The 12,011-nt window shown below is 56.5% G+C and carries 14 protein-coding genes; 12 read left to right on the plus strand and 2 right to left on the minus strand.

Features of this window, described 5'->3' with window-relative positions; all coding sequences use genetic code 11:
* Positions 1-34 precede the first annotated feature (34 nt).
* The 10 genes from KCG46_RS12425 to KCG46_RS12470 all read left to right on the plus strand — a co-directional run bounded on the left by KCG46_RS12425 (position 35) and on the right by KCG46_RS12470 (position 8,386).
* Positions 35-1,999 (plus strand): lytic transglycosylase domain-containing protein, encoded by a 1,965-nt coding sequence (locus KCG46_RS12425; protein WP_255552007.1) that lies wholly within the window; start codon positions 35-37, stop codon positions 1,997-1,999.
* A gap of 10 nt (positions 2,000-2,009) precedes the next feature.
* Complete coding sequence (gene greB, locus KCG46_RS12430) at positions 2,010-2,492, plus strand: transcription elongation factor GreB (RefSeq protein ID WP_218405761.1); 483 nt, start codon at positions 2,010-2,012, stop codon at positions 2,490-2,492.
* On the plus strand, positions 2,485-2,946 hold the full coding sequence (locus KCG46_RS12435; protein ID WP_218405762.1) for a hypothetical protein: 462 nt from the start codon (positions 2,485-2,487) through the stop codon (positions 2,944-2,946). Before greB ends, KCG46_RS12435 begins: the two co-directional genes overlap by 8 nt.
* Before the next feature lie 45 nt (positions 2,947-2,991).
* The gene (rlmN, locus tag KCG46_RS12440; RefSeq protein WP_218405763.1) at positions 2,992-4,233 is read left to right on the plus strand and encodes a dual-specificity RNA methyltransferase RlmN; all 1,242 of its coding nucleotides are present in this window, start codon (positions 2,992-2,994) and stop codon (positions 4,231-4,233) included.
* Positions 4,230-4,823 carry a class I SAM-dependent methyltransferase gene (locus KCG46_RS12445; RefSeq protein ID WP_218405764.1) on the plus strand — a complete coding sequence of 198 codons (594 nt, stop codon included), beginning with the start codon at positions 4,230-4,232 and terminating at the stop codon, positions 4,821-4,823. Before rlmN ends, KCG46_RS12445 begins: the two co-directional genes overlap by 4 nt.
* On the plus strand, positions 4,820-5,470 hold the full coding sequence (locus tag KCG46_RS12450) for an MOSC domain-containing protein (protein ID WP_218405765.1): 651 nt from the start codon (positions 4,820-4,822) through the stop codon (positions 5,468-5,470). The genes KCG46_RS12445 and KCG46_RS12450 overlap by 4 nt, the downstream gene beginning before the upstream one ends.
* Before the next feature lie 126 nt (positions 5,471-5,596).
* Positions 5,597-6,073: a glycine zipper 2TM domain-containing protein gene (locus tag KCG46_RS12455; RefSeq protein ID WP_218405766.1), complete on the plus strand. Its 477-nt coding sequence runs from the start codon at positions 5,597-5,599 to the stop codon at positions 6,071-6,073.
* Positions 6,074-6,187: 114 nt separating this feature from the next.
* Positions 6,188-6,967 (plus strand): SDR family oxidoreductase, encoded by a 780-nt coding sequence (locus KCG46_RS12460; protein ID WP_218405767.1) that lies wholly within the window; start codon positions 6,188-6,190, stop codon positions 6,965-6,967.
* The gene (locus KCG46_RS12465; RefSeq protein WP_218405768.1) at positions 6,964-7,644 is read left to right on the plus strand and encodes a cytochrome b/b6 domain-containing protein; all 681 of its coding nucleotides are present in this window, start codon (positions 6,964-6,966) and stop codon (positions 7,642-7,644) included. Before KCG46_RS12460 ends, KCG46_RS12465 begins: the two co-directional genes overlap by 4 nt.
* On the plus strand, positions 7,637-8,386 hold the full coding sequence (locus tag KCG46_RS12470) for a molybdopterin-dependent oxidoreductase (protein WP_218405769.1): 750 nt from the start codon (positions 7,637-7,639) through the stop codon (positions 8,384-8,386). Before KCG46_RS12465 ends, KCG46_RS12470 begins: the two co-directional genes overlap by 8 nt.
* On the opposite strand, the gene KCG46_RS12475 is transcribed toward KCG46_RS12470, so the two are convergent.
* A complete protein-coding gene (locus KCG46_RS12475) occupies positions 8,387-8,827 on the minus strand; it encodes a DUF1801 domain-containing protein (protein ID WP_218405770.1) in 441 nt (146 codons plus the stop codon).
* Positions 8,828-8,911: 84 nt separating this feature from the next.
* On the opposite strand from KCG46_RS12475, the gene KCG46_RS12480 reads away from it, so the two are divergent.
* On the plus strand, positions 8,912-10,159 hold the full coding sequence (locus tag KCG46_RS12480) for an SAM-dependent methyltransferase (RefSeq protein ID WP_218405771.1): 1,248 nt from the start codon (positions 8,912-8,914) through the stop codon (positions 10,157-10,159).
* On the opposite strand, the gene KCG46_RS12485 is transcribed toward KCG46_RS12480, so the two are convergent.
* A complete protein-coding gene (locus tag KCG46_RS12485; RefSeq protein WP_218405772.1) occupies positions 10,148-11,515 on the minus strand; it encodes an acyltransferase family protein in 1,368 nt (455 codons plus the stop codon). The genes KCG46_RS12480 and KCG46_RS12485 overlap by 12 nt on opposite strands.
* A 161-nt stretch (positions 11,516-11,676) precedes the next feature.
* On the opposite strand from KCG46_RS12485, the gene KCG46_RS12490 reads away from it, so the two are divergent.
* Positions 11,677-12,011, plus strand: a 335-nt coding sequence (locus KCG46_RS12490) for an argininosuccinate synthase domain-containing protein (protein WP_218405773.1), incomplete at its 3' end; no start/stop codon positions are given.

Here is a 12,011-nt window from a genome sequence, read left to right on the forward strand (position 1 = left end):
GTGTTCAGCGCCTGATAAGGAGCCGATTGGCACAATGTCCAGCATGGCCTTCAAATTGCGTTCAAATCCTATTGCCCTTGCCGCCCTCGCAACCGCGAGTATTGCGGCCCTTTCAACCCCTTCTTCTGCGCAGATCAGCAGCGAAAATCGCGGCGGTAATCTTGTTGCTCAGCAGCCGACTCAGGTCGGTTCAGCGATAGCGCGCTGGGAAATGCTGCACGACAACCGAGAGATGGGTTTTGCTGACTATGCAGGCTTCGCGCTGCGTTACCCAGAGTTTCCACGTACATCGATCTTGCGGGTCCGCGCCGAAAACCGGCTCGACAACGAAGCGCCAATGCAAGCAGACTTGCTGCGATTTTTCGACACGCACCCTCCCCTAACCAATTCGGGCCGCGCCCGTTATGCGCTTGCGCTTGCCGGTGCGCAGCGATCGGAAGCCTTCACTGTAGCGCGTGAAGCGTGGCGCAGCGGCACCATGAGCGGGCCGTCTGAGGCATATCTACTTGGCCTATTTGGCTCTCAATTCACTGCAGACGATCATAACGCCCGGATGGATGCCCTTCTCTGGCAAGGCGATGTTGAAGCTGCCGCAAGGCAAGTCATCAACGTTCCGTCTGCAAATCGCTCTTTGGCGATGGCGCGCCTGGCGCTGATCCGTGGCGCGACACCGCAATCGGCAGGCATCTCTATCCCAAGTTATGCGCTGAATGACGCGGGTTATGTCTACAACCTCGCCAGCTTCTACCGTTCAAAGCGCCGCAACCTTGAAGCCATTCAATTACTCGCGACCCGCCCGATGGCCAACGCACCGGCTTTGGATGGCGAAGCAATGGTTGGCGTGATGCTTGATGCTGCCAAAGGAGCAAGCGTCGGCGACACGGTTCGCATTGCAGGCAAGATTGATGATCTGTTTGAGCCGGGTCAGGATATTTCCAAAGGATCGTTCCGCCTCCGTGATCGCTACACCGATCTGATGTGGAAGGGCGGCACCAACGCTCTGTGGCGCCTCCGTGACGGGCGAAGTGCTGCGCCGCTATTCGAACGCTATGGCTCCGCAGCTCAGACCCCCCTCACCCGGTCGAAAGGTTTTTATTGGGCTGGTCGCGCCGCGCGGCAGGCTGGAATGCAAGCGGAGGCGACACGCTATTTCGAAAGGGCGGCAGAATACCCGCACTATTATTACGGCCAGCTTGCGCTGAACGCGATGGGCCGTCCAATGCCCGCGTTTTCGCAGCTGCCAGCATTGCAAGTCGACGCAGCAACCCGCGCCGCTTTCGAAGCCAGACCTTTAGTGAAGGCGATCCGTCACTTGGCGCAAAACCGCCGCAAGTGGCAGACAGAGCGGCGGTTTTTCCAAGCGATTGGCGATGCAGCGAAGACGCCTGAGCAATTGATGCTGGCAAACAATTTGGCCGCCGAAACGGGCCTCGAAGAAATGTCCGTTGTGCTCGGCATGGAAGCCGGTGCCAACGGCCTCGCCGGATTTGAACGCGTCGGCTATCCAACCGTCGATGTTCCGCGCGTCAATGATTGGACCATGGTCCACGCCATCAGCCGTCAGGAAAGCGAATTTGACCGTTTCCGGAAAAGCCACGCTAACGCAGTCGGCATGATGCAATTGTTGCCAAGCACTGCGCGCGAGGAAGCGGGCATCTTGGGAGTTCGGTATCTTCGCGCTGATCTGACTGGCAATCCAAAGTACAATATCACGCTGGGCGATGCACACTTTGCAAGGAGGATGGACCTTTATGGCGGTGCCTATCCGCTTGCCATTGCCTCGTACAACGCCGGCCCGGGCCGTGTGAACCAGTGGCTGCGGCTGAATGGCGATCCGCGCAAGGGGGAGATTGATTGGGTAACCTGGATCGAGAAAATCCCGGCCAATTTCGAAACACGCTATTACGTCATGCGCGTCATTGGAAACGCGGTAAGCTATTCGCATATGTATCCCGAACAGGCAGGTCTTCCGCGCACGGTAGACACTTTTCTTCCGTAATCCAGCGCAAATGGCGACCAAGCCCGGACCTCCCATAACGCCTGAGGGCATGTCTGCCCTTAAGGCGCGCTATGATCACTTGCTCGGTAAAGAACGGCCTGAAATCGTGGAAATTGTGAGCTGGGCCGCCGGAAACGGTGATCGCAGCGAGAACGGCGACTATCTGTACGGGCGTAAGCGGATGCGCGAAATTGATCGTGAGCTGGGTCATCTCTCGCGCCGAATGAAAATTCTGCGCGTCGTCGATCCCGCCAATCAACCGATGAAGAATAAAGTGTTCTTCGGGGCAAGTGTAGAGCTCGCGGACGAGGAGGATGATCGTAAGACAGTGACGCTCGTAGGCGACGATGAACAAGATGCCGACAACGGGCGCATCGGATGGAATTCCCCGATGGCCAAAGCGCTGAAAGGCGCATCAGTCGGGGATTTACGCGTCGTGAGGCTTCCCGGCGGGGCAAAGGAGTGGGAAGTGATGGCGATTGCCTATGCGTAAAACCATTTGTCTCGTTGCGTTGACCGCCCTTGCCCTGCCGGTTTCGGCAAAAGACAGCCTTGGCGTATATTCAAGTTGGGCAGCATTTCGCGATGCCGATACTCCGCGTTGCTACGCAATTGCCAAGCCGCGCGGTCGGAACGCCAATCGCGCTTTCGCAAGCATCGGAACTTGGCCCAAACGAGAAATCCGCAATCAAGTCCACTTTCGGCTTTCACGCGCAGCAAGCGACGGCAGCACTTTGCGTGTGCGCATCGACACCACCAACTTTGACCTCGTAGCCCAGGGACGCAATGCTTGGGCACCCGATGCGCAAACCGATGCCGCCATAGTCGCAGCGCTAAGATCAGCTTCAGCAATGCGGGTAAATGGCGGCGGTGTGTCGGATCGCTACAACCTTTCAGGCGTGGCGACCGCGATGGACGCGGCGATTGTTGGCTGCGCCGACCTATAGCTGACTGGCCAAATGGCCTCCGCGCTATTATACGCGCGGTCAATCATGGCAGATACCGAACTCATGTCGATCCCCGGTCAGGTGGATCCCGTCCCCGTCGCGCGTAACATAACGCCACGCGAAGATGGCCGTATCGATCTGATGGGGCTGCCGAAAAAGCGCATCCATGAATTGTTCTCAGACGCCGGTCTGGATGCCAAACAAGCGAAGCTGCGCTCGAAACAAGTCTATCATTGGCTCTATCATCGCGGTGTCACAGAATTCGAAGCGATGACCGACATCGGCAAGACCATGCGCCCGTGGCTTACCGAGCGCTTTGTGGTTGGCCGACCAAACATCGTCGAGGCGCAGCATTCGTCAGATGGCACCCGCAAATGGCTACTTCAGACTGACGACGGGCACGATTTTGAAATGGTCTTTATTCCTGATGCGGATCGCGGGACGCTTTGCATTTCCAGTCAAGTCGGCTGCACACTGAATTGCACGTTTTGCGCAACGGGAACGATGCGGCTTGTTCGAAATCTGACCCCCGGCGAAATTGTCGGTCAGGTAATGCTCGCCCGCGATGCCTTGGGTGAGTGGCCCAAGGGCCGGATGGATGGTTTGGAAGATGATGCGGACACCGGCCACTACTCCGCTGATGGTCGCCTCCTGACCAATATCGTGCTGATGGGCATGGGGGAGCCGCTCTACAACTTCGACAACGTCCGCGATGCAATGAAACTTGTCATGGACGGCGAAGGTCTCGCCCTGTCAAAACGCCGCATTACCCTCTCAACCAGCGGCGTTGTGCCGATGATGGAACGCTGTGCTGCTGAAATTGGCGTGAACTTGGCGATCAGCCTGCACGCGGTCACAAAGCCGGTGCGTGACGAGATCGTCCCTCTGAATCGCAAATACGGCATCGAAGAGCTTCTTCAAGCCTGCGCAGATTATCCCAAAGCCTCAAATTCGCGGCGGATCACTTTTGAATATGTGATGCTCAAGGACAAGAACGACAGCGACGAAGACGCGCATGAACTTGTCCGGTTGCTCAAAGAATTTGACCTTCCGGCCAAAGTGAACCTGATCCCTTTCAATCCGTGGCCGGGCGCGGAATATGAATGCTCCACGCCCGAGCGGATCAAAAGCTTTTCAAACATTGTTTTTGAGAACGGCATAAGTGCGCCGGTCCGCACGCCACGCGGCCGCGATATTGATGCCGCGTGCGGTCAGCTAAAAACGGCGGCACAAAAGAAGAGCCGCGCTGAAAGAGATCGAGAAGCAGCGGCAACCGAGCAAGCGTGAGCATCGATCCGGCGACCTATGATTTTTATCAGGCGCAGGCGCCGCATTATTCTTTAAATCCCGCGCTCGGCCCAAGCCGGTACCTTGATCAGTTTTTGGCGCAATTGGCGGCGAATGCTCGCGTGCTTGAAATTGGATGCGGTAGCGGGCGCGATGCGGCACGCATGGCCGAACTAGGCTTCGATGTGGACGCCACTGATGGCATTCCATCGATGGTGACCAAAGCCAACGAGCGGCACGATTTGGGCGCACGGCTGATGCGCTTCGATGAGCTGAATACGACTGCGGCCTATGACGCGGTCTGGGCACATGCTTGCCTGCTCCACTGCCCACGATCGGAATTGCCCGATATCCTCGAACGGATTCATAGCGCGCTCCGCCCAGACGGATTTCACTTTGCAAGTTTCAAATTGGGTGATGGCGAAGGACGCGATCTACTGGGTAGATTGCACAATTTCCCTTCGCCAGAATGGCTACGGAACCTCTATAGCGGGGCCCGGTTCGAAATTCTTGAGGATGTTATCTTCGAAGGCAAAGCATGTGATGGCACCCAGCGGGATTGGATAGCCCTGACGGTGAGGAAAGTATGAAGCGCAGAATTCAAGCGATGTGCACGGGGACAGCAAGGCCGTTCAACGGCGCTGAAACCAGCGCAATCATGAAACGTCCGCGCGAAGGTGCGATCCAGATATTGCAGGATGGCCTTGCACCAGATGAGCAAGCCGACAGGCGTGTGCATGGCGGCCCGGAAATGGCGGTGCACCTGTACCCGCTCGACCATCACGATTTCTGGCGAGGTGAATTGGGCGCGATCAAACTGCTAGACGAATTTGGCGCATTCGGATCGAACCTTGCAGTCGGTGACCTGTGCGAAAACGACGTCCATATTGGGGACCAGTTCCTTTTGGGCAGCGCCTTGGTTGAGATCAGCCAGCCTCGACAGCCGTGCTGGAAGATCGAGCATCGTTTTAGCGCTGAATGCGACGCAAAAGGGATGGTCGCCAAAATCGTCAAGACCGGCAAATGCGGGTGGTATTTCCGAGTTCTCGAAACCGGCGATACACAAGCGGGCGACACTCTGGAGCGGATCAAGATCGGGCATTCCGACTGGACAGTGGCACGAACATTCACTGCCTTGATCGCTGGCAAGGCCACAAAGATCGAGTTGGAAGAGCTCGCGGGACTCGAAAAACTCTCGCCAAAACTTCGAGAAAAAGCGCGCGTCAAACTTGGCTAGACCTCGCTTTGTCGCAGAGGCTCAACCGTTCATCTTCAAAATCCACAACACAACACGTTGTTCATCTCCAGTTCTCATTTCCTGAACAAATTGATCTTTACCGCACGCATTGAGGAAGGAAATGACATGAAGAAGATCGCTCTTATTGCCGCCGCAGGATCGCTCGCTGCGATCACGGCGCCCGCCCATTCCGCCGAGCCTTTCTCGGCAAACATCGATCACGCGATTTCGACCAGCGTGTTGGTGAATGCTCCATTCGAGTACACTTCGCGTCTCGATGATGATCGATGGGACGATGATGACGATTATTATGAGCGTCGCAAATACAAGAAGAACAAGCGCTATCGCTACGACCGGTACGGTCGATACAATGAACCACAACGCGTCCGGCGCGGCGACCGGGTCTGGCGCGGCCGCGACGGTCGTTACTATTGCAAACGCGAAAATGGTACGACCGGGCTGATTATCGGCGCAGCTGGCGGTGCATTGCTTGGCCGCGCAATCGACACACGCGGTGATAGAACAGTCGGAACCCTGCTTGGCGGCGCATTGGGCGCAGTCCTCGGCCGCGAGATTGATCGCGGGTCGGCTCGCTGCAGATAAGCACCTGAAGCCTCTAAATTTTCGCGGCACTGCCAGCTTTTTACAGTCGGCAGTGCCGCTTTGCATTCAGCCGCGATTGAATGCCAGCGCGTGCGCTGATAGGCATCGCGGTCAATGACACAACCAGCTGTTTTGATCACTGGCGGAGCAACACGCATCGGCGCCGAGCTTGCGCGCGGATTTGCCAGATCGGGTTGGTATGTGGTGATCCACTATAACTCGTCATCAGGCCCCGCAGAGGAACTCGCGCGCGAATTGGGGCAAGCTGAGACAGTCCAATGCGACCTAAACGATGATGAAGCCGCGGTCGAAATGATCGCTAAACTGGCCGAGCGTCTTCCTGATTGGCGTTGCCTGATCAATTCTGCGTCAGTTTTTAACTATGACGGTGCAACCAATCTTGATCCGGGTACGAACCGGGAAGCAATGCAAATCAACGCCCTTGCCCCCGCGCGCATGTCGCAAGCCTTTTTGGCGTCTGCCGTCAGCGCAGACCTGCGCAGCCTGATCCAGGTTACGGATATGAAACTTGCCAATCCCAACCCGGATTTCTTCAGCTATACAATGTCGAAGCATGCACTGGCATCAACGATAAAGATGTTAGCGAAAAGCACGGCCAATGACGGTCATCGCGTTTACGGCATCGGCCCGGGAGCAATTCTGGCAAGCCATGACCAGAGCGAGGAGGAAACTGAGCTTTCCCACCGGCTAAATTTGCTCGGCAGAAAGACAGACGCAAGCGAGATCGTTGACGCCGCGCTGTTTCTTGCCTCGGGTGAACTACGAAGCGGCGAAACGCTGTTCATTGATAGCGGCCAGCACCTGCTAGATCAGGATCGCGATGTGATCTGGCTCGCGCGGGAACAAGCCAAGTCTCGCAAGGCCCCGGCATGAAGCGGCATGGTCTCATCACAAGGGTTTGGCACTGGCTCAATGCGGCTGCGCTGATTGTGCTGTTTATGTCGGGCCTCAACATCTCGAACGCGCACCGCTATTTGTACTGGGGGAATTACGGGTTTGATCCGGCTGACGCATGGACGAGCGTGATGCGGTTTCCGGGATGGGCCACCCTTCCCCAGAGGTATGATCTGGCAGCCGCTCGTGATTGGCACAGCTTGGCCGCATGGGTCTTTGCAGTTGCATTGCTAGTGATGTGGATCGTAAGCGTTGCAAACCAGCACTTCTGGCGCGATTTGCGCACATCGATGAAAGACTGGTCGCCGCGCGCAATCGCGCAAGAGATCAAGGCTCACTTGGCGGGCAAGTTTGATGAGCCGGAGCGCAAGTATAACACCTTGCAACGGATCACGTACGGCATCGTTCTGGGCATTTTCCTGCCCATGATGGTGTTTACCGGCCTAGCAATCAGCCCTGGTTTCGAACCTGCCGCACCTTGGATGGTCGATGCGCTGGGTGGACGCCAATCGGCGCGAAGCCTGCATTTCATATTTGCATGGGCCCTGTTCGCATTCTTTGCGGTCCATATCGTGATGGTGCTCTTGTCCGGTCCAATTGGTCAGATCAAACAGATGATCACTGGCGGACAGCGCGAGGTGACCGAAAATGACTGATATCAAGCGCCGTAGCCTGCTCGCCGGTATTGCCGCCTTGGGCACGGGAGCATGCGCCAAGATCGCAGGAAGCGAAACCGGTCAAAATCTGTTCGATACTGCGGAAGATTGGCACCGTTCCGCCCAACGCGCACTGGCGGGTCGCCAGCGGCTCGCTCCTGAATACTCCCCTGAGGACCGCTCGCCGGATTTCAAAGGAAACGGTTCGCTGACAGTGGACACTCCGCAATACCGCGCAGAGCTTACCAATGGGTTCGCCAATTGGCGGTTGCAAGTCGGCGGATTGGTAGAGGCACCTCTCAGCCTATCCATGGATGAACTTCGCGCCCTGCCCCAGCGCACGCAAATCACACGCCATGATTGTGTCGAGGGATGGAGCGCAATTGGCGAATGGACGGGCCCTCAACTTTCGGACCTCCTCGATCAGGCGCGCGTCCGGCCAGAGGCCAACTTTATCGTCTTCCGCTGCGCCGATACGCTTTATGGCCGTGACTATTACGAGAGTGTCGACATGGTCGATGCTTATCATCCTCAGACGATAATCGCGCATTTACTCAACGGCGAACAAATTCCGGAAAAGAATGGCGCCCCTTTGCGTATGCGGATCGAGCGGCAGCTTGGATACAAACATGCAAAGTATCTGACGGGGATCGAAGCAGTCGCCAGTTTAGACGATATCGGCGACGGCAGAGGCGGCTTTTGGGAAGATTTCGGCAATTACCAATGGTATGCTGGTATCTGATTAGCCCTCGGGATATTTGCGGTGCATCGCATCCCAGCAAATCCCGATGATCTCTTCGAGAACACCTAAGTCTATGTCCGCAAGCTTGTTGACGTAGACGCAGCTGGCACCGGTTTTGTGTTTGCCCATTTTCTCAAGCAAACCGTCTACCTTTTTTCCGGTTTCCTCGTCGCAATACCTGCCCATCAAATAGAGCGAGTGCTTTGCTTTACGCGGGCTAAAGCCTGAACGCGCAGCATCTCCTTCGCGGCCGCTATCATATTTGTAATGGTAGGTTCCGTAGCCGATAATTGTCGGCCCCCACATATGCGGCTCTTCGCCGGTTACCTTGCGGAACAGCGCATCCAGCACCTGCGCATCGTCGCGTTTCGCCGGCGGTTCAACATTTTCGATGAATTCCGCAACGGCGGCATCGGTTGGTCGTGTTTTTGCCTCTGTCATGCTGCTTTATACACCGTTTGATTGACAGTGCCAAAAGCGCTGCCAGAATTCGCTTCAGGGGTCTGAGAAGGACACTGGCAAGATATGAGCAAAGCTCTACTGAAAAAATTCCTGTTGCGCGGCGTGAAACAAGGCCGACTGGGCGTGGTTTTCGCAGATGGAACTGCAGAGACATATGGCACATCCACCGATGGCTTCCCCGAAATCGTAATCCGCTTTGCCGATGCGCGCGTGCCGCGTGATATCGTAATGGACCCGCGCCTGGGCGCGGCGGAAGCATTCATGGATGGCCGCCTGATCGTTGAAGAAGGCGACATCATGGGCCTCGTCACACTCTTGCGAGCCAATGATCGATGGGAGCGCGGCGATAACAACCTTCGACCAGGCCTCGCCAAGCGGTTCTTTAACCAGGCCAGTTTCGCTGCCGAGCGACTCAACAACGCTGTCAGATCAAAAAGCAACGTCGCGCATCACTACGACATCGGAAACGATTTCTACGCCCTGATGCTTGATGAAAAGCATTGGCAATATAGCTGCGGCTATTGGCCAAAGGACGATATGGCGCTGGGCGAAGCCCAAACGGCGAAGCTGGCACATATCGCCGCTAAGCTCACCGTCAGGCCTGGTCAGAGAGTGCTCGATATCGGTTGCGGCTGGGGCGGCATGGCCATTTTCCTTGCCCAGAATTACGATGTGCATGTGACCGGTATCACCCTGTCAGAAGAGCAGATTGCCCTCGCCCGTGAGCGCGTGGAGAAAGCGGGCGTCGCGGACAAAGTGACAATCGAGCTAGTCGATTATCGCGACTTCGCAAAAGCGGGCCGCAAGTTTGACCGGATCGTTTCGGTGGGCATGTTCGAACATGTCGGTCAGCCTCAGTTCGATACGTTCTTTGAAGCCTGCGCGAAACTGTTGACGCAAGACGGCATGATGCTGCTGCACACAATCGGCCGCTTGGGTTCGCCCGGAACGACCGACGCATTCACGCGCAAATACATTTTCCCCGGCGGCTACATCCCAGCCCTTTCCGAAACAGTCGAAGCGTCGGAGAAATTCCGGCTGATTGCGTCTGATGTCGAGACGCTGCGGCTGCATTATGGCAAGACTCTGCGTTGCTGGTACGCCAACTGTCTCGCCAACAAGGCCCCCATTGTAGAGATGTATGACGAGCGGTTCTTCCGCATGTGGACGTTCTATCTCGCTGGTGCCGCAACCGTTTTTGAGCATGGCAGCATGTGCAACTACCAGATTCAGTACATTCGCGGTCGCCACGCATCCCCTATCACGCGGGATTACATCGAAGCGGAAGAAAAGCGCCTGCTAAGAGCCTGACCCTTCTTCTGCGGGTGTTTTGCTGAACCATTTGTACATCGGCCCAAAGCCAAGCAGGGCAGCTCCGACAAACGGTGCAGCGACCACGATCAGGTTGATACCTGACCAGCTCTGCTCGCTGGTGATCGTGACACCAGCTGTCGCAGCAAGACCTGCGCAGATTAGGAATACACCGGCGACAACGCGCGCCTTTGGCACGGTACGCCCGCCTCTGATGGGACCAAAGCTGCGCTCATGCTTGGCAAAGATCGCAATCATCGGCAGCAGCGCGAGAATGTAGACGCCCAGCCATAGCGGCCGCGAAGCCCACCATTCGCCTGTACCTGGCACGGAGCTCAGGCCAGCCCCGCCAAACCCGATCCACATGACAGTCATCACCAACACAAAGGCGGTGAGATGCCAAAGATAGACGGTCATAATCATCCCGTTCATCAGGACAGTTGCGGACCAGATGCTCAGATTGTCGAGCATTTTGCGTCCCAGAGGTTCCAGCGCCAGCACGAGCCCCACCTGCGTCACACCCAGCGCGAACAGCGCCAGCGTGGGCGGCAGCGAGTTGGAGAAACCTCCCGGCGCAGAAACCATTGAGACCGGGTAGAAACCATAGACCGTGATCGAAATAAGTATCGCCAGCCCCACAACAAATGTCGCTAGCGCAAACAAGCGATTGTCGAACCGCCCATCGCGCCACGCAAAACCCAGCTGATGGATCGCAAGGAACACCCACAGGAAGTTGGTAAAGTTCACATAGGGCACGCCGACAGAGAAAGTCAGCCAGTCGGTCAGCATGGCCAATGGAATGTAGATCGCAAAGCTGAGCCAACCAAACCTCTCCCACGCCTTTCGCGTCAACGGCGTACAGGCGGTCACCACCAGATAAACCGATAGGAACCAGACAGGGATCAAAGCCGCTTCAGTCGCGTCCCGGATCTGCCCGCGTTCTAGCCCAACCTGTGTCATCACGACGGCAAGCACAGCCCAAAGGAGCAGCACAGGGAATGTCGGTGCAATCAGTCGCTGGACACGAGCAGCAAGCCAATCGCGGTAAACACCCGTTTGCGCCGGAGCGCTTTTGCGCAGCGTCGCATCCCAGCTCATCCCGTTGGAGAACCCGCCGACGAGGAAGAAAACCGGCATCACCTGAAAACCCCAGGTCAGCCAATGGGTCCAGTTTGCGACGCTCAGCAAATCGCCGCGCTGCAATTCTCCGGCGTCATCAACATAGAGGCCCGCCATCAACCAGTGGCCGAATACGACTGCCAGAATTGAAACTGCACGCAGAAAATCGACCCAGCGATTGCGCTCTGGCGGAGCCATTTGTGCCAGATCGCGCGCCTTGCTCCACATTGCCAACATTAAGGGTTCTCCCATCCCAAGTGCCTGAAATATCGGGAGCCTAACCAGCGATAACAAGCATTTTTGCCGTTTCCGTTACGGCATACTGAATTCGTAACCAGTGATTGCATGGCTGTGAATACGCTGGTAGCCGCCCCAGCATTCCTCGGAGACTTAATGCAATGCCTGCCAACGATACACCTGACATCAAACGCGTCGTACTCGCCTATTCCGGCGGCCTCGATACCTCTGTGATCGCCAAATGGCTGACGGTTGAACGCGGATTGGAAGTGGTCACCTTTACCGCCGATCTGGGTCAAGGTGAAGAGATCGAGCCAGCTCGCGAGAAAGCGCGCGCGATGGGCATTCCTGATGAACACATCTTTATCGAAGATGTTCGCGAAGAGTTTGTCGGCGACTACGTTTTCCCGATGATGCGCGCCAACGCGCGGTACGAAGGCGATTATCTGCTCGGCACATCGATCGCGCGCCCGCTTATCTCCAAGCGTTTGGTCGA

Source organism: Erythrobacter crassostreae (assembly GCF_019204045.1).
In the GTDB taxonomy this organism is placed as follows: Bacteria; Pseudomonadota; Alphaproteobacteria; order Sphingomonadales; family Sphingomonadaceae; genus Erythrobacter; species Erythrobacter crassostreae.

Bases quoted from the DNA above. Each gene is read 5' to 3' on its own strand.
- KCG46_RS12465 (WP_218405768.1), top strand. From the start codon at position 6,964: ATGAAGCGGCATGGTCTCATCACAAGGGTTTGGCACTGGCTCAATGCG.
- KCG46_RS12425 (WP_255552007.1), top strand. From the start codon at position 35: ATGTCCAGCATGGCCTTCAAATTGCGTTCAAATCCTATTGCCCTTGCC.
- KCG46_RS12485 (WP_218405772.1), bottom strand. From the start codon at position 11,515: ATGTTGGCAATGTGGAGCAAGGCGCGCGATCTGGCACAAATGGCTCCG.
- KCG46_RS12460 (WP_218405767.1), top strand. From the start codon at position 6,188: ATGACACAACCAGCTGTTTTGATCACTGGCGGAGCAACACGCATCGGC.
- KCG46_RS12435 (WP_218405762.1), top strand. From the start codon at position 2,485: ATGCGTAAAACCATTTGTCTCGTTGCGTTGACCGCCCTTGCCCTGCCG.
- KCG46_RS12470 (WP_218405769.1), top strand. From the start codon at position 7,637: ATGACTGATATCAAGCGCCGTAGCCTGCTCGCCGGTATTGCCGCCTTG.
- KCG46_RS12450 (WP_218405765.1), top strand. From the start codon at position 4,820: ATGAAGCGCAGAATTCAAGCGATGTGCACGGGGACAGCAAGGCCGTTC.
- KCG46_RS12480 (WP_218405771.1), top strand. From the start codon at position 8,912: ATGAGCAAAGCTCTACTGAAAAAATTCCTGTTGCGCGGCGTGAAACAA.
- rlmN (WP_218405763.1), top strand. From the start codon at position 2,992: ATGGCAGATACCGAACTCATGTCGATCCCCGGTCAGGTGGATCCCGTC.
- KCG46_RS12475 (WP_218405770.1), bottom strand. From the start codon at position 8,827: ATGACAGAGGCAAAAACACGACCAACCGATGCCGCCGTTGCGGAATTC.
- greB (WP_218405761.1), top strand. From the start codon at position 2,010: ATGGCGACCAAGCCCGGACCTCCCATAACGCCTGAGGGCATGTCTGCC.
- KCG46_RS12455 (WP_218405766.1), top strand. From the start codon at position 5,597: ATGAAGAAGATCGCTCTTATTGCCGCCGCAGGATCGCTCGCTGCGATC.